Below are 16,474 nucleotides of genomic sequence, written 5' to 3'. Positions count from 1 at the left end.
ACGGAATCAGGGAGTCATCTGTGAAATGGGCCGGCATTTTAACAGGCTCAGCGAATTGTGCTGCTCTCTCCGACTTGTGACGCAGCACGCGATCTCTATTTGCCGGTTTTGTTACTTTCACGCAGGATGCGCGGAGAATTTGCGGCTAATGTTCGTATTCCAGACACAAAGCCGTGTTTGATAACCGGTGTCATTTGGTCATTGGTTACCGGCGCGGCATAATGCCCGCCGCCTACATCATTGCAGAGTCTAGGGAGCTAGCTTGTCTACGCCTGTCGAACCCTTGCGTTTGCTGCTACTGGCCGAAGAGCCAGCGTGGACAGCGTTGTTGCGCGAGTGTCTGGCTCCAATGGGGAGCTCGGCAGTGCTGATCAGCGCGCCGAGTTGGGAGTCGGTCAGCAGTCTGTTCGATGACAACCGCAACGCGGTGTTGTTGACGATCCCGGCCCTTCAGCCCGCCCCCGGCCGGTGCAGCCTGCCGATGGTGTTGCTGCTCGAACACGAACCGCTGACCCCGCCCGACGGTGTGAGCGACTGGCTGGTGCGCGATCTGCTCGATCCTGGCATGTTGCGCCGCTGCCTGCGCCATGTGCGCGAACGCGGCGTGCTGGAAAACACCCTGCAACGCCTGGCCGAGCAAGATCCGCTGACCGGCATCGCCAACCGCCAGGGTTTCCAGACCTTGCTGGCGGCGCGTCTGGCGGAAAACGACGGTCGCGGCCTGGCCCTCGGGCACCTCGACCTCGACAACTTCCGGCACGCCAACGACGCCCTCGGCCATCAGGCCGGCGACCGATTGATCCTGCAAGTGGTCGCGCGACTCAAAAGCCAACTCGAGGCCGGGGATCAACTGGCACGACTGGGCAGCGATGAATTCGCCCTGTTGATCGACACCCGCCGCGCCCCGCAACGGGCCGAGTGGATGGCCGAGCGCATCACCGAAGCGCTGGCCGAGCCTTACTGGATCGATGGCGAAAGCCTGTTGATCGGCTCCAGCCTCGGCATTGCTCACGCCCGGGCCCAGGCCGGCGCCGACCCGTTGATGTGGCACGCGCACATTGCCATGCAGCAGGCCAAGAGCACCCAGGGCTGCACCTTTCATATCTTCAACGAACGCATCAACCGCAACGCCCGCAGCATCGCCGACCTCGAAAGCGAACTGCGCCGGGCCTTGCGTCGCGATGAACTGGAACTGCATTACCAGCCGCGCCTGAATCTTGAAGACGGCCAGATCGTCGGCCTTGAAGCCTTGGTGCGCTGGCGTCACGCTGAGCGGGGCTTGCTGCCACCGAGCGAGTTCGTACCGCTGGCCGAGCAAAGCGGCTTGATTGTGCCGCTGGGTTACTGGGTGATTTCCCGGGCCTTGCGCGACATGCAGGCGTTGCGCGAGCGGGGTCTGCCGGCGCTGCACATGGCGATCAACCTGTCGTTCCGCCAGTTTCAGGACAGTCAGCTGTTGTCGACGTTGAGCCGCTTGATTACTGAGCGCGGCGTCGAAGCGCAATGGCTGGAATTCGAACTGACCGAAACCGCCGTGATGCGCCGCAGCGACTTGGTCAAGCAAACCATGGACGCCCTCGGCCGCCTCGGTGTGCGTTTTTCCCTCGACGACTTCGGTACCGGGTTCTCCTCGTTCGTGCACCTCAACAGCCTGCCGATCACCTTGCTCAAGGTCGACAAGAGCTTTGTCGGCGGCATGGAGGAGCGGGAAGAGAACCGCAAACTGGTGCACGCGATGATCAACCTGGCGCACAACCTCAACCTGGAAGTGGTGGCTGAAGGTGTGGAAACCCCGGAGCAGCTGGATTTGTTGCGCGGGTTTGGGTGTGATCAGGTGCAGGGTTATCTGATCAGCAAGCCGTTGCCGTTGGCGGAGTTGGTGGAGTATCTGACGTTTGGCAGCAGCCAACAGCCCGCCCTCGAAATCGTGAGCTAACGCCGACCCCTGTAGGAGCGAGGCTTGCCCGCGAAGGCGTCGTATCAGTCGACATCGTTGTTAACTGACACGACACCTTCGCGGGCAAGCCTCGCTCCTACAGGGATCCTAATCCGGCTGAATCACCCTGAAACTGGCCTGCACCGCAGGCTCGCGCCGAATCATCCGCTTCATCTTCCACTCAAACGCCAGCGTCAAACTCACCGCCGCACATGCCAATCCCAGCGCCAAGCCCCACCAGACCCCCGTCGGCCCCCCGTTCAGATTGAACGCCATCACCCACGCGGCCGGCGCGCCGATCAGCCAATAGCAACCGAGCCCGACCAGGAATGTAGTCTTGGCATCCTTGAGCCCCCGGATGCAGCCCATGGCGATGGTTTGCGTGCCGTCGAACAGCTCGAACCACGCCGCCACCGCCAACAGGCTCACGGCCAGGTCGATGACCGGGCGGAAGGCCGGGTCGTTATGGTCCAGGAACAAACCGATCAACTGATTCGGCCACAGCCAGAACACCATGGCGAAGGCCACCATCGAGGCCGCGCCAAACGCGATCCCGACCCGGCCGGACAGCCGCGCATCGAGCAATTGCCCGGCGCCGTAGTGCTGGCCGATGCGCATGGTGATCGCATACGACAACCCCGCCGGGACCATGAACGCCACCGACACAATTTGCAGCGCAATCTGATGCGCCGCCAGTTGCGTGCTGCCCATGGTCCCCATGCACAGCGCCGCGAAGGCGAACAACCCGACTTCCACCGCGTAGGTGCCGCCGATCGGCAGGCCCAGGCGCCACAGTTCTTTCAGGTACTGACGGTTCGGCCGCGACAAGCCCTGGCGCAACGGGTAAGCGTCGTAAGCCGGATGCCGCCGAATGTGCAGCGCCAACGCCACGGCCATCAGGTTGGCGACAATCGCAGTCACCAGACCAATCCCCACCAGACCCATTTTCGGCAAGCCGAACATGCCGGTGATGAACGCGTAATTGAGTGCGAAGTTGGCCACGGTGCCGCACAGGCTGATCACCATCACCGGCGTTGCCCGGCCGATGGCGCTGGTGAAACCGCGCAGGGCCATGAAACTCAGGTAGCCGGGCAGGGCGAACGGCAGGAACGTCAGGAACAGCCCGGCGGAGTGCACGTTGGTGTCGGTCTGGCCGAAAAGCAGCAACACCGGTTTGAGGTTCCACAGCAGCAAACCGGCGACCAGCGCCATCAACCACGCCAGCCACAACCCGGCCTGGGTCAACCGCGCGGCGCCGACGATATCGCCCGCGCCTTTACGAATCGCCACCAACGTGCCGACTGCCGCGATCACGCCAATGCAGAAAATCGACACGAACGAGTAAGTCGCCGCGCCCAGGCCGCCGCCGGCCAGCGCCTCGGGACTCAGGCGCGCCATCATCAGGGTGTCGGTGAGGACCATCAACATGTGCGCCAACTGCGAGGCAATCAACGGCCCCGCCAGCCGCAGGATGGCCCAGAGTTCGGTACGTGCTGGATGCTGCATGGTCATCACGCTCCATTGGCAGTATTAATGGGAAAGGCTCGATTCTCGGCGCTCTGCGGGGTTTGCACAAAGGGATAAAAAGGATGGGTGGCATGATTAAAACTCATCCAGCGGACTTTCTGATAAGTTGGCCCCATCCCGCTATAGGAGCTTTCTGCATGTCTCGTCGGCTTCCTCCCTTGTATGCCCTGCGCGCATTCGAAGCGGCGGCGCGGCATAGCTCCTTTACCCGCGCGGCGGAAGAACTGTCGATTACCCAAAGTGCGGTCAGTCGGCATATTCGTACGCTCGAAGAGCATTTTGCCTGCCGACTGTTTCACCGCAGCGGGCGCAACCTGCAGTTGACCGAGTCGGCGCGGCTGATCCTGCCGGGCATTCGTGAAGGTTTCACCGCGCTGGAGCGCGCCTGCAATACCTTGCGCGCCGAAGACGACATCCTGCGCATGAAAGCCCCGTCGACCCTGACCATGCGCTGGCTGCTGGCGCGGCTCAGTCGCTTCCGGCACCTGCAACCGGGCAACGAAGTGCAACTGACCAGCGCCTGGATGGACATCGACACCGTGGACTTCAACCACGAACCCTTCGATTGCGCGGTGATCCTCAGTCGAGGCAATTTCCCACCGGACTGGGAGACGACGTTGCTGTTCCCGGAAGAACTGATCCCGGTCGGCGCGCCCAATCTGCTGGACGACCAGCCCTGGGACGTCGCCCGACTGGCCACCACCGAACTGCTGCACCCTGCGCCGGACCGCCGTGACTGGCGCAATTGGTTGGAGCGCATGGGACTGGCCGATCAGGTGTCGCTCAAGGGCGGGCAGGTGTTCGATACCCTGGAGCTGGGCATGATCGCCGCCGCCCGGGGGTATGGCGTGTCGATGGGGGATTTGCTGATGGTGGCCGAGGATGTGGCGCAGGGGCGTCTGAGTTTGCCGTGGCCGACCGCCGTTGCCAGCGGTGAGAAATATTACCTGGTCTGGCCGAAAACCCGTCCCGGTGGTGAGCGTATGCGCCGGCTCAGCGATTTCCTACAGGGCGAAGTGCGGGCCATGGAATTGCCGGACGTTGAACGCCTGAGCTGAAACGATATAGTGGCCTGAGGCTATAACCGGGCTAATAGCTCAAGTATTCAGGTTTGCCGCCGAATATCTGCTAGTGGAACCTTCGTGCCGGTTTCGCGTTATTCCCATTATTCGAAATTTTGCTGAGCGCAGAGCCTGATCAAGGAGGATCCGGTCGCTTGGCCAGGAGCTGTCATGTCTCAACCCCGTGCCCGGATCGCCTCACAGCTTGGTCTCGCGCTTGCCGTGATTCTGGCGATTGTCATCAGCGGCAGCACCGTGTTCGCCCTGCGCTCGCTGGACACCGCCAACCTCGCCACCCGCGAAGAGCATCTGGCCAGTGAGGCCCGCCTGCTCGCCGATCAGCTCAGCACGTTCCACGGCACGCTGCGGGAAAGCACCCAGCGTCTCAGTGGTCTGTTCGAGAAGCGCTTCAGCGCCGGCCTCAGCGTGCACCCGGATGAGCCGGTGACCGTGGCCGGCGTGCAGACCCCGGGCCTGCACCTGGGCAGCGAGGTGCTGAACAACAACTTCAAGGAAGTTGACGAGTTCAAGCAAATGACCGCCGGCGTCGCGACCTTGTTCGTACGTAGCGGCGAAGACTTCGTTCGGGTCAGCACCTCCCTGAGCAAACAGGACGGCACCCGGGCCATCGGCACCTTGCTCGATCACACCCACCCGGCCTACGCGCGCTTGATCGCGGGCCAGAGCTACGTCGGTCGCGCCTTGCTGTTCGAACGTTCCTACATGACTCAGTACACCCCCGTACGTGACAGCGGCGGTAAGGTGATTGCCGTGCTGTTCGTAGGATTCGATTACACCGACGCGCAGAACGCGCAGTTCGAAAACCTCAAGCGCTTCCGCATCGGCAAGACCGGTTCCCTGGCGTTGCTGGATGAACAGGGCAAATGGCTGGTGCCGATTGCCGGTGTGCAAGCACTGGATAAGGCGGTGCCAACCGTTACCGACTTGGCGAAGACGCCGGGTAAAGGCGAGTTCTGGAGCGACAAATCCGAAGATTTCTACAGCCTGGCCGTGCCGTTCGAAGGCGGGCCGTGGTCGGTGGTGGCGAGCATGCCGAAAGCCGAAATCAGCGCCGTGACCTGGAGCGTCGGCATTCAACTGGCCATCGGCAGCCTGTTGGCGATGTTGATCGCAGTCGGTTCGGCGGTCTGGTTGTTGCGCAGCAAACTGGCACCGCTGGGCGACCTGGTACGTCAAGCCGAAGCCTTGGGCGCCGGTGATTTGAGCGTGCGCCTGAATGTGTCGAGCAACGACGAAATCGGTCAATTGGCCCGGGCCTTCAACCAGATGAGCCAGGCCCTGTCGACCATGGTCGAGCACATCCGCAAGGCGTCGGAAGAGGTCAACAGCCGCGCCCAGGCCTTGTCCGGTCTGTCCGGCGGTGCTTATGAAGGGATGGAGCAGCAGTCCGGCGAAATCACCAGCATGGCCGGCGCCGTCGAAGAATTCAGCGCCACGTCCCTGAACATCGCCGACAACATGGGCAACACCCAGCGCATGGCCCAGGAAAACGCACAGCAAACTCAGATCGGTCGTACATCGATGCAGGAAGCTTCTTCTTCACTGGAGCAAATCGCTGGCGCACTGAACAGCACCGCAACGGTGATCAACACCCTCGGGCAGCGCTCCCAGGAAATCGGCGGGATCGTCGGGGTAATTACCGCGATTGCCGACCAGACCAACCTGCTGGCGCTGAACGCCGCCATCGAAGCCGCCCGTGCGGGCGAGCAGGGCCGGGGTTTTGCGGTAGTGGCCGATGAAGTGCGCAACCTGGCGTCACGCACCCGTGAAGCGACGGATGAAATCTCCGGAATGATCCAGAGCATCCAGCAGGAAACCGGCAACGCCATCAGCACCATGGAGCAGGGCAACGTGCTGATGCAGGAAGGCTTGTCCCGAAATGCCAACGTCGCCTCGGCACTTGAGCGGATTGATGAGCAGAGTCGTTCGGCAGGTCAGCAGTTCGCGGCGATCACCACTGCGACCCAGGAACAGAGCAGCACCGCGACCTTGCTCAGCAGCAACTTGCAGAGCATTGCGCTGGCCAACAGCGAGCAGCGCGAAGTGGTGTCGAACCTGGCCATCACCGCCAAGGAGCTGGAATCCCTGGCGGCAGGCCTGCGGCATGAGGTTGATCGGTTTCGTTGAGGTTCAATCAGGGTGTCCCGCCCAGGTGGGCGCCCGTTGAGGTTTTCAGGCTGTGGACCCAGTGGGTTAACTGATCGAATCTGTTCAGCGCAAATGAGGGGCGTCGCGCTCACCATTAGGTGAGCTGCAGCAAATCCGGCTTCTCACTCACCGGAGGCTGCGGATCAACCTGCATCACACCGTGCAGCACGCTATTGCTGGGCTCACCGTAGGTCATGGCAAGCGGCTGTGATGCAATCAATTGGCCCTGGGCGTCTTTCCCGATGACGCGGATGTTTTCACGCCGTACGGTACTCAGCACTTGAGGACTATGGGTCGTAACGATGAAGTTCTGCACGCGCAACTTGTCGAGCCTCACAGGTTTCTCTCCGATTTCGTTATCTGGCCCAGCATAGGGAATACACCTTTGCGTTGCGGTTGGAACAGCATACTCATTCAAACCACATCAACACCAAACAATGCGATACCCGTGAATAACCCATTTGAACACCGGGCCGCCGTAGCGGCCGAAGTGGCGTATGCAAGTCGCCGAGTAGTTGTCGGAAATTTCCGGCAATGCCTAATTACACTTGGCATTACTCGCCACTTCCTTACTCGCCAGTTTCAATTGCTTGCCCAACTCCGCCGCGTCGTTGCTGGAGTAAACCCGGCCGCCGGTGTTTTGCGCGATGCAGCGCGACGGGCCGCCGGTGCCGATGTTCACCACGTTGACCCGCAGGCGCGGTTGGTTCTGGGCGATCTGGCGGGAGACGGCGCATACGTCTTTCTGGCAGTTGTCCTCGCCGTCGACGAACATCACGATCACTGCATCGTTATTGCGCCCATCCACGGTGCTGGCGGCTTTGGCCAGGCTGTCGGCCAGGGGTGTGCCGTCGTTGGGGCGCAGGCCGCGAATGCCGTTGATCAGGCGCTGGCGGTCGCCGAACTTGAAGACGCCCTGGTCCGGCGTGCTGTTGCAGCCTTCGTAGGTGATCAGGCGTGTGTCGATCTTCGGGTCGAGCCCGTTGATCATGCCCGCCAGCGAATCCTTGGCCACGTCCATGCGCGTGGGTTTGGCGAAGATCTGCACGGTGCGGTTGGGGTCCAGGTACTTGTTGAGCTCGTTGCTGAAGAACCAGTCCTCATCGGCCTTCACCGACTTGATGTTCATGTCCATCGAGCCCGAGGTGTCGAGCACCACCACAAATTGCGGGATCTTGGTATCCGGCGCTTTTTTACGGCAGGCGAAGTTATCCAGCGTTGGCGCCGGTGGCGGGGCGGCGACCACGGGTTTTGGCGGTGGAACGGGCGCGGGTGCCGGGACTGGCTCGGGCTCGGGTTCTGGTTCGGGTTCTGGAGCGGGCACCACGACGGGTTCAGGCTCGGGGACCGGGACCACCGGTTTCTCGACGGGTGTCACCACTGGCGCTACGGGTTCAACCACGACCACAGGTTCACGGTGCAGGAACCAGTAAAGCCACAACGCCAACAGCAGCAACAGCAGCGCGAGCAAGGCGGCGGCGACCCACCAGCCACGGCGCGACGGCGCCACGACCGGCACCACGGGGGCCACCGGAATCACCGGCGGCGGAATCGGCCTCGGCGGACGCTGGTTCCAGCGCACCGCCAACGGTTCGCCGTTGAGGCTGTAGAGTTTGTCCAGTTCGGGCGCGCCGAGCAGGCTGCGCAACTCGTCGGCTACGGTCGGCTGACCGCGTTTTTGCAGTTCGTCCGCCAGCAGTTCAAGGGACTTCTGGCGTACTTCGTAGGTGTCCAGCAAACGTCGTTGCGCGTCTTCGTTGAGCTCGGCATAGGGCGTGGGTTGGCCACCCAGTTCGGTCCACCATTCCAGCACCTCGCCGCTGCCCATTCGCGGAATGGCGAAGAGGCTGGCGACGTTCGGTGGAAAGTGTTTCTGGATAAGGGCGACTTTGGCTTGCAGCGCACTCATCCCCTCCGGTGTGGCTTGCGCATCCCTGATGACCCGCTGCATGACGACGATTCCTGGAAAAAGGTGCAGGCCTCCAGAGGGAGGCCTGCGGGGGTGAAAAGTTACTCTTCGTAACCGAGGCTGAATTGCAGTTGATTGACTTTCTTCTGCAGTGTTTTCAGCTGTTCCTGCTTGGCAGCCAGCGACGCGGGCGTGGCCTTGGTCGTGGGGGCCACCTGTGTTGCCTGGAGCTGCTGTTCCAGCCCGGCAATCTGCTTCTGGATCTGGCTTTCATTGCCGTGCCGGGACTTCAGCGAGCTCAGCAATTGCCCCAGCGACTGATTCAATGCCGCCTGGGATTTCTGCTGGCTGGCCAGGTCGGTCCTGGTGCTCAGTTGCTGGGCCTGAATGTTCTCGTACACCTGGCGGAACATTGCGTTTTCCTGACGGGACGCGGCCAGGGCCAGTTCCTTTTGCTTGACCTGGTCGCTGTAGCCACCGGAGTAGTCGCAGTTCATTTTGGTCAGCATGCTGCTGTCGCGATTGGTCGCATCGCATTCGCCAGGCTTGGTCGCGCAACCGCTCAAGGCCAGGACGGCGGTGAGGACTGCCAGTTGTCGTAGAGTCATGTGCTTAGCCCAGGGTGATCGCGGAGCGCTGGCTGTAAAGACCGTCGACTTCCTTTTGCAAGGCGGCGACTTTCTCGTTCATTTTCAGGATGCTCACGTCCACTTGCTTCATTTCGGCACTGCTGCCCTGGGTCCGCTCGGCGTTGGCCACTTTGGTGTACTCGGTGACTTTGGTGCGCATGTTGCCCAGGTCTTTACGCAGGCGCGCGATGTTCTGGTCGATCTCGGCGATTTGCGCCTGGGCCTTGGTCTTGTCGACCTTTTTGCTGGCGATGTCCTTCTTGATCTGGGCGATGCGCGCCTGATCGTCGTTGATCACCTGCTGGGCGGTCGCGGTACGGGCGATCACGTTCTGGGTGTCTTGCTCGACGTCGCTGTTCATCTTCGCCAGGCGGGTGGTGGTGTCGGAGTATTCGCTGCGACGCTGATCCAGGTAGTAATTCGCGCCCATGGCCACGCCACAGGCGGTGATCCCGGCGGCGATGGCGCACACGGCCTTGTTGCTGCTGTTGGACAGGGCGCAACCGAGGATGCCGACACCGGCGCCGACGGCGCAGGCCTGGTAACCGGATTTGCTGAAGAACTGGGCGTCATTGCCCTGGGTCAGGCGCGGGTCGGTACCGTCGCTGCCGCCGAGCATCGAACTGCCGGTGTTGGCACAACCACTCAGCAGCAAACTGCCGGCGAGGACGAAAGCGATCTGTAGCTTGAAGCGAGTCCAAAGGCTGCGCGACATGGTGAAACTCCTTGGTGGCGGTGTTGGCGTGTTGTTTTTCGAAGAATTATTGAGTCACGGTTTTGCAACTGGTCAGCCAGGCGTCCGTGTCGATCTTCTGCTTTTGCAGGAAGGTCTTCTGGTTCGCCCAGTGGGTCCGCAAGTAGGGTTTGAGGTCTTGCAGTTGTTTGTTGCGGGTGATGATTTCTTCCATCACCGGCACTTGCGCTTCCAGCAGTGGCTGGCCGTACAAGGTGGCCGATTCCACCAGGCTGCTGGCGTAGTAGCGGCTGAGTTTGTGCAGGCGATCCTTCTGCTCGTCGAGCTTGCCTTTGCGCATGTCGCAACTGGCGTCCTTGTCGGCGGATTCGCAATTGAGCTTGTAGTTCTTTTGCAGGAAATCCACGTACTGGCCGTCGTCGAGCATCTTGGTGCACAGGAACGCGCCCAGGTTGAGGCTGGCGCGGATCGCCTGGTCGCGGGTTTCTTCCTGCTGCTGGTTGCTGGCGCGCAACTGGTTTTCCAGGGCCTGGAGTTTTTCCTTGAGGGCTTTGTCCTCAACGCCCGAGGCCAGGTTGTTCAGCGACTGCACCGTGCCTTTGTCCGCCGACTCGGTTTCCTTGCTGCCGGTGCCGAGTTTCTTCCAGCTGCTTTCGAGACTGGCCACGCGTTCGCGGGAGGTCAGGGTCGGCGAGACCAGCACCAGGCGCAGGCCGGTGGTCTTGTTCTTCACCTGGCCGTCGGCATTGTAGTAGGGCTCTTCCTTGCGCAACGCGGTACGCAGGTCGGCCTGGGCGGTCAGGTAGTTGCCGCCACGCACCACGTAGCCGCCGGCCTGACCGTGCTGGCGGTCGAGTTTGTTCAGGCGAAATGGCTCGAACATCATCTCGTCGACGTTGCCGAGCATGTCGTGCAGGCCCAGGGGATTGGGCTTTTGCAGGCCCGACAACTGCAATTTGCCGTTGGACGATTGCGCCCCGGCAAACCACTCGTAAGCGTTGATCCCTTCGGGCATCGGATAGCGCGTATCACGGAATTCCGCGGCACCGACTTCCAGGCCACCACGGGCCGCAAACTCCCACTCCACTTCGGTCGGCAAGCGCAGGAAACCCAGCGCGCCATCTTCTTTCGGCAGTTTGTCGGCAGCGTTTTTGCGCAGCCACAGGTTGTACTTGTCGGACGCTTCGACGGCTTGTACCCAGCTCACCGACACCTGCGGCAAGCGCATTTTGGTGGCGGCGGTGGGGCAGGTGTCTTCGGTCAAGGCCGCGTATTGCAGCTGACTCATCTCGTACTTGGCCATCAGGTAATAGCGGGACTTGTCGGTCTTGGCGCCGGTGAAGCTGCCGGCGATAAACGTCGGCCGGGTTTGCTCCACGTAGCCGTATTCCGCGCCGTCCTGGCCGATGTTGATCGGGTAGTCGTCGAGGGGGCCGGCCACCGGGATGAACACCTTGCGAAACACCATCGAGCCTTCGCATGGCATCGGCAGCACGACATCGCTGGCCTCGGGCATCGGGTTGTAATACTTCTCTTCCCAGCCCGCCGCCGAGGCGTCGAGCACGTAGCCCAGGCTCAGGGGCAACAGCAAGCCAAAACGTTTATAGCTCACGCAGACTCTCCGCAGGTTGGATGCTGATGGCTCGCACGGCGCCGATCACGGCCACCAGTGCAGCGACCAGAAAGGTCAGGAGCAGGGCGGCGAGGCCATGCCAGATAGTGATGTGACAGACGAAGGTGCCGGTGGCCTGGCTGCTGCCGAGCAGGTAGTCGAACAAATGGCTGCCGACCGCATAAAACGCTAGCCCGCCGAGGTAGCCGGCCAGGCTCAGCAGCAGCGCTTGCAGGACCACGAAACCGCCGACCGCCGTGCGTTTGAAGCCCAGCAGGCGCAGGACCGCAAGGCTTTTGCGCTTGCGGTCGATATTGGCCAGGAACGCGCCGACCATCGATGCCACGCAGCCGATCAGCGCCGCGAGTGCGATCACGCCGAAGATCAGACCCAGCACATGGTTGATGGCTTTGACGTTGTCGATGTCGGCCAGTCGGCTCGAGGTTTCGATGTGTTGTTCGTTGAGCCAGCGCTCCAGCGGCGCGACTTGATCGATATCCCGCGCATAGACCCGGGCCCGGGCATACAGCGGTGGCAGGTCGCCAATCGGTTTGCCGGTGGCGATGCCGAACGCGGCGACCTGATAACCGTCGCGAAAACGCTCCAGCTCCAGCAGCAGCGGCGGGGCGACAAACCCCGCCGCGCGGCCGAAACGGGCACCGTCGAGCACCGCGAGCACGGTCAAGGTCAGTTCGCCGCGCTCATTGGCACCGTCCAGGCGCCGCAGCACTCGCAGTTGCACGCTGTCGCCCACCTTGGCCTGCAAGCGTTGCGCGGCGCGGGCGCTGAGGATTACTTGATGGCCGACGGGATTGAATTGCGGCAGGTTCAACTGCGGATCGCCGGGTTCGGTGGCGATGATTTCCGCGCTTTCGACAAAGCGTGTCAGGCCGATCAATAAGTCGGCCTGGGTGTTGAGCGAGCGGGTCTGGCCCAGGGCAAACCCGGTCTCGGGACGCAGGCGCAAACGCTCGATCCAGGCACCGTCGTAATTGCCGTTGCTGAGCATCTTCACTTCGAGGTTGCGTGGGTCGCGCAGCAGTTCGTCCTGCAACTGGCTGACCACTCCGTGCTTGAGGCCGAACAGCAGCAACAGCGGCGCGATCACCGCCACCAGCGAGGCGGCGATGCACAACGACACCTTGCGGTCGTGCCACAGATCTTGCAGGGCCAGGGTGGCCAGCAGGCGCAGGCGATCAGTCCATCGGTTCAAACAGTGTTTCTCCCTGACGGCTGATAGCGCCGAGTCGCGGCAAGCCGAAATCCTTCAGCAGGGCCCAGTCGTGGGACACAACAAGCGCGCTCAGGCCCATGCTCGACACCAGGCTCAGCAGCAACTCGAACAGGCGCCGGGCGCTGTGGGGATCGAGCGCGGCGGTCGGTTCGTCGGCCAGCAGCAGCAATGGTTCGTGGGCAATCGCCCGCACGCAGGCCACCCGCTGGCGTTCGCCAATCGACAGCGCCTGGGGGTGTTTATCCAGCAAGCCTTGCAGGCGCAGCACCTCGACCGCGTGGTCGATGTGCGCGCTCTGCGTCGACATCCCGAGCAAGCGCCGGGGCAGGCTGATGTTGTCGCGCACGCTCAAAAACGGCAGCAAACCGCCGCTCTGCAAAATGAATCCCAAATGCCGCGAACGCACCGCCGCCAGGGCCGGTTGGTCGTCGCTGGCCAGCAGTCGGGCGATGTCCTGCGCCTCGTGCCCGCCCGCCCGCGCCGGACCCAGGCGAAAGCGTTCGAGCTCGACCGGTGCCAGCAACAGGCCGATGGCTTCGAGCAACGTGCTTTTGCCGCTGCCGCTCTCGCCGGTGATGGCGAGGATTTCCCCGGCACCCACCTGCAAGTGCGGCAGGCGCACATGATGGGCCAGCGCGCCTTCACCACGGCGCACCAGCAGGTTCTTGATATCGAGCATCGGTGTCTCGTTAAGGCATCATTTCCAGGGGCACGGGGTAAACGTTGTCCCGTGCGTCGCTGTCCTTGGCTAAAGCCACCCAACGGTCGACGTCAGCGTTGTAGCGCTGGTAGTGCCGCAGTTTGGTGTTGAGCGTGCGGATGAATTTCTCCTGGGCCAGGCCATCCCAGCTCTTCCAGGTCTCTTCGTCCAGGTTCAGCACTTCGCTCTGGTACGGCAGGTCTTCGAGGTACTCGCCGAGTACGCCCATGTCCGCCAGTTTGGCGTTGCCGTTCTGCTTGAGCTGGTTCGGATCGGCACCCATGGTCGCGGCCACCGCACGCAGGCGATCGAACATCTCGGTTGGCGAGATCAGGCCTTCGTTGGCGGCGTCGAGAATCTGCTTCATCACGTCGCTCAAGTCGCTGAGCTGGGACTTGGTCAGCAGCACCCGTACATCGGTGGTCGGGATGTTCTGCTTGATCAGGTCACGGTCGGTGATCCACGCCTTGAACACCGGCGGGGCCTTGCTGTTGGTGCGTTCGCCCAGATAAGCGAGTTGCATGGCGTGGCCGATCAGGGCGGCGTCTTCGAGCATTTTCTTCTCGGCCGGATCCTGCTTGGCATTCGCCGCGCTACCGATGGCGTCTTCACCCATGTAGGCGGCTTTCACCTGGGAGGTGATGGCCGTGGCCAGGGCATCGACCTTGCGTCCGAACTCCTGCACATCACCGGCATTCACCGGGTAATACAGCGAGGTGTTGGTGCCCGGATAGGTCGACAGATTCTGGTACTGCGCCTCGGCCTTGGCGTGATCCTTGACCCCGGCCGGGGTTTTCAGGTGCAGGGTGTAAATCGCCACGCCAGGATTGGCGGCTTCGAGGCGGACCTGGGAAGCGCTCAAACCGGTCTGCGAGAGCTTGTCGTCGCCTTCGATGGCGCCGGCGTCGGTGATCAGCACCACGTAGCGCGCACCGAACTGGCTCCAGTCGATCTTGTCGATGCTGTGCATGACCCCGGCGAAGGCGTCTTCGTCGTAACTGCTGCTCGACACCTTGGCTTGCTTGAGGTCGGCGACCTTGGCCAGGAAGTCGGAGCTGTCCTTCACCTGGGTCGGGTCGGCGTACATCTTGGTGGTGTATTCCAGGCCCGGCACCGCCTGGGTGCTGGAACGGAACGCCACCAGGCCGAACTTGACCTGCTTGCCGAGGTTCTGCGATTCGATCTGTTGATAGACCTTGCGGATCGCCTCGCGGGTGCGGTCGATGTACGGGTCCATGGAAATCGTCGAGTCGATGACAAACACCACCGCCGCACTGAATTCCTTCAGTTGACTGGCGGCCTTTTCATCGGCCTCCTTGCTACCGGTGGCGCCGTTTTTGGCTGCACCACCCTTGGGATCCTTGTCATCGGGCTTGCTCACCGATGCCACATTCAGCAGGCGCGTGCGGAAACCGCCCTCGGTCATGACTTCTTCGCCGCTGAGCACCGGCAACAGGTAGAACTGCTTTTGCAGGTCGACGAAGTATTCCGGTTCTTCGGCGAGCACGCCGGGGGCTTGTTGGCCCTTCTTCAGCGTTGCCCGCAGCGGGGCGACTTTGCTCACCGGGTCCGGCGCATCGAGGATGCCTTCGACGGTGGCGCGGTCCTTGAAGAACAACAAACGATCGCGGTTGGCCGGGTTGGTGAAGGCCAGGGTCAGTTGCATCTTCCAGTCGGTGGTGCACGCGGCGGGCAGCCAGCCAATGGTCTTGCCGTAGCTGTCGGGGCCGACTTTCAGCCATTCGGCATTGGCGGCCTGGGCCCGTTCGTAGACGTAGAAACGGCTGAACACCGGTTGCGCATCACCTGCCGCGCCACCGGCCGTCGGGCTGATTTTGCAGCCCGGGGTGGTCAGTACGCGCTGGAACAAGGTCTTTTTACCGGCCTGGATCAGCGGCTTGTCATCGGCCTGGGACAACGGGCTGATGCACAGCGCCAGCAACGCGGCGCCACTCAACAGGAAACGACTCACGGGCGAACGCATCACTTCTGCAACTCCTCGAAACGCTGCTTGGCTTCGGCGTTGTTCGGGTCCTGGGTCAGGATGGTTTCGTACCAATAGGCAGCGGTGGCGTTGTCCGCGACCGGGAAGCACTCGCTGGCCTTCAGGTATTTCGGGTCGTACTCGCGGGCATAGGCATTGGCGATCAGCGGATCACCGGCCTGGGCGCGGTTGGCGTACAGGCGCTGGGCGACGCCGCAGTGTTTGCCGGCCTTGGCCTGGTTGATGATCTCCAGCAGCTTGGCGCTGTCGGGCGCGGCCTTGATGCAGGTCTGGACGAAGGTCAGTTCGGGCAGGCTGTTCATGCTGTCGAGGGTGCAGGCTTCGGCGTTGGCCGTGGCCGGTGCGGCAGCTGCGACCACCGGGGCAGTCGCCGGGGTGCGTTTGTAGAACCAGAACCCGGCGCCCGCGGCCAGCAGCAATAGCACCACGATCAACAAGGCGATCAGGCCTTTGTTGCTCTTTTTCACCTGGGCCGGTGGCGGGGTGTAGACGGGTTCGGCAACCAGCGGTTCCGGCTCCGCTTCCGGCTCGGCCGTTGGCAGGATCAGTTCAGGCAGTTCCGGGATCTCGGGTTCCGGCTCCTTTGGCGCCGTCAATTCTGCGCCGCCGTAAGTCGAGCGGGTCTGGCCGCCAGCCGTGGACGGCAGCAGCCCGACGCCAGGGCGCACCACGCCTTTGTCGGAATGCCCGAGTCCTTGTTCACGCAGTTCGATCTGGAATTGCGAACCGGCGCTGCCTTCCAGCAACGGGTCGAGCACATCCGCACCGACCGGGGTTTCGAGGGCTTCGCCACTGGCCGCGACGTTGAAGCGTGCGACCTGGAACCAGAACGGATTGTTGCTCCAGGCCTTTTTGTCCTGGAGGTAGAAGCCGTCCTGGTTACGCTGGATGGAAAACTCCAGCCGTTCTTCGCCACCCTGCCATTTCTTCACAGTGAGGTTAGCCTGGCCAGGCACATTGGGCTCTAAGGCGAGCAGGTCGACACGAATTGGCATTGC

The 16,474-nt window shown here is 62.3% G+C and carries 13 protein-coding genes; 3 read left to right on the top strand and 10 right to left on the bottom strand.

Annotated features, from left to right (window positions below; genetic code table 11):
* Nucleotides 1-262: 262 nt before the first annotated feature.
* Entirely contained in the window at nt 263-1,936 is a 1,674-nt protein-coding gene (locus ACY4LX_RS32805; protein WP_149659496.1) for a putative bifunctional diguanylate cyclase/phosphodiesterase, read from the top strand.
* Between the two features lie 108 nt (nt 1,937-2,044).
* Here the strand turns inward: ACY4LX_RS32805 and ACY4LX_RS32800 are convergent, their stop codons facing one another.
* Entirely contained in the window at nt 2,045-3,442 is a 1,398-nt protein-coding gene (locus tag ACY4LX_RS32800; RefSeq protein WP_463258846.1) for a NorM family multidrug efflux MATE transporter, read from the bottom strand.
* Nucleotides 3,443-3,600: 158 nt separating this feature from the next.
* On the opposite strand from ACY4LX_RS32800, the gene ACY4LX_RS32795 reads away from it, so the two are divergent.
* Together ACY4LX_RS32795 and ACY4LX_RS32790 are read left to right on the top strand one after the other, a co-directional pair.
* Complete coding sequence (locus tag ACY4LX_RS32795; RefSeq protein ID WP_169372517.1) at nt 3,601-4,521, top strand: LysR substrate-binding domain-containing protein; 921 nt, start codon at nt 3,601-3,603, stop codon at nt 4,519-4,521.
* A gap of 174 nt (nt 4,522-4,695) precedes the next feature.
* Nucleotides 4,696-6,672 (top strand): methyl-accepting chemotaxis protein, encoded by a 1,977-nt coding sequence (locus tag ACY4LX_RS32790; RefSeq protein ID WP_463258845.1) that lies wholly within the window; start codon nt 4,696-4,698, stop codon nt 6,670-6,672.
* Between the two features lie 115 nt (nt 6,673-6,787).
* Here the strand turns inward: ACY4LX_RS32790 and ACY4LX_RS32785 are convergent, their stop codons facing one another.
* The 9 genes from ACY4LX_RS32785 to ACY4LX_RS32745 form a co-directional block, all read right to left on the bottom strand.
* Nucleotides 6,788-7,030: a hypothetical protein gene (locus tag ACY4LX_RS32785; protein ID WP_306108891.1), complete on the bottom strand. Its 243-nt coding sequence runs from the start codon at nt 7,028-7,030 to the stop codon at nt 6,788-6,790.
* Between the two features lie 201 nt (nt 7,031-7,231).
* Nucleotides 7,232-8,644: a vWA domain-containing protein gene (locus ACY4LX_RS32780; protein ID WP_463258844.1), complete on the bottom strand. Its 1,413-nt coding sequence runs from the start codon at nt 8,642-8,644 to the stop codon at nt 7,232-7,234.
* Between the two features lie 59 nt (nt 8,645-8,703).
* Nucleotides 8,704-9,210, bottom strand: coding sequence for a hypothetical protein (locus ACY4LX_RS32775; protein ID WP_463258843.1), 507 nt, complete (start codon nt 9,208-9,210; stop codon nt 8,704-8,706).
* 4 nt (nt 9,211-9,214) lie between these two features.
* Complete coding sequence (locus ACY4LX_RS32770; protein ID WP_133835417.1) at nt 9,215-9,946, bottom strand: hypothetical protein; 732 nt, start codon at nt 9,944-9,946, stop codon at nt 9,215-9,217.
* A 46-nt stretch (nt 9,947-9,992) separates the two neighbouring features.
* Nucleotides 9,993-11,537: an SUMF1/EgtB/PvdO family nonheme iron enzyme gene (locus ACY4LX_RS32765; protein ID WP_463258842.1), complete on the bottom strand. Its 1,545-nt coding sequence runs from the start codon at nt 11,535-11,537 to the stop codon at nt 9,993-9,995.
* Complete coding sequence (locus tag ACY4LX_RS32760) at nt 11,527-12,750, bottom strand: ABC transporter permease (RefSeq protein ID WP_463258841.1); 1,224 nt, start codon at nt 12,748-12,750, stop codon at nt 11,527-11,529. Before ACY4LX_RS32760 ends, ACY4LX_RS32765 begins: the two co-directional genes overlap by 11 nt.
* Entirely contained in the window at nt 12,734-13,450 is a 717-nt protein-coding gene (locus ACY4LX_RS32755) for an ABC transporter ATP-binding protein (protein ID WP_149659504.1), read from the bottom strand. The genes ACY4LX_RS32760 and ACY4LX_RS32755 overlap by 17 nt, the downstream gene beginning before the upstream one ends.
* 10 nt (nt 13,451-13,460) lie before the next feature.
* Nucleotides 13,461-15,455, bottom strand: coding sequence for a vWA domain-containing protein (locus ACY4LX_RS32750; RefSeq protein WP_178129142.1), 1,995 nt, complete (start codon nt 15,453-15,455; stop codon nt 13,461-13,463).
* Nucleotides 15,455-16,471, bottom strand: coding sequence for a hypothetical protein (locus ACY4LX_RS32745; protein WP_463258840.1), 1,017 nt, complete (start codon nt 16,469-16,471; stop codon nt 15,455-15,457). Before ACY4LX_RS32745 ends, ACY4LX_RS32750 begins: the two co-directional genes overlap by 1 nt.
* Between the last annotated feature and the right edge of the window lie 3 nt (nt 16,472-16,474).

The sequence above is a fragment of the Pseudomonas sp. Emmai genome, from assembly GCF_055179735.1.
The sequence above is the reverse complement of the archived record's forward strand: the minus strand, read 5'-3'. Positions and strand labels throughout refer to the sequence as shown.

What these genes read in the sequence shown, in the direction of transcription:
- ACY4LX_RS32795 (WP_169372517.1), top strand. Translation starts at nt 3,601, where the DNA reads ATGTCTCGTCGGCTTCCTCCCTTGTATGCCCTGCGCGCATTCGAAGCG.
- ACY4LX_RS32780 (WP_463258844.1), bottom strand. Translation starts at nt 8,644, where the DNA reads ATGCAGCGGGTCATCAGGGATGCGCAAGCCACACCGGAGGGGATGAGT.
- ACY4LX_RS32800 (WP_463258846.1), bottom strand. Translation starts at nt 3,442, where the DNA reads ATGCAGCATCCAGCACGTACCGAACTCTGGGCCATCCTGCGGCTGGCG.
- ACY4LX_RS32790 (WP_463258845.1), top strand. Translation starts at nt 4,696, where the DNA reads ATGTCTCAACCCCGTGCCCGGATCGCCTCACAGCTTGGTCTCGCGCTT.
- ACY4LX_RS32755 (WP_149659504.1), bottom strand. Translation starts at nt 13,450, where the DNA reads ATGCTCGATATCAAGAACCTGCTGGTGCGCCGTGGTGAAGGCGCGCTG.
- ACY4LX_RS32750 (WP_178129142.1), bottom strand. Translation starts at nt 15,455, where the DNA reads ATGCGTTCGCCCGTGAGTCGTTTCCTGTTGAGTGGCGCCGCGTTGCTG.
- ACY4LX_RS32770 (WP_133835417.1), bottom strand. Translation starts at nt 9,946, where the DNA reads ATGTCGCGCAGCCTTTGGACTCGCTTCAAGCTACAGATCGCTTTCGTC.
- ACY4LX_RS32745 (WP_463258840.1), bottom strand. Translation starts at nt 16,471, where the DNA reads ATGCCAATTCGTGTCGACCTGCTCGCCTTAGAGCCCAATGTGCCTGGC.
- ACY4LX_RS32775 (WP_463258843.1), bottom strand. Translation starts at nt 9,210, where the DNA reads ATGACTCTACGACAACTGGCAGTCCTCACCGCCGTCCTGGCCTTGAGC.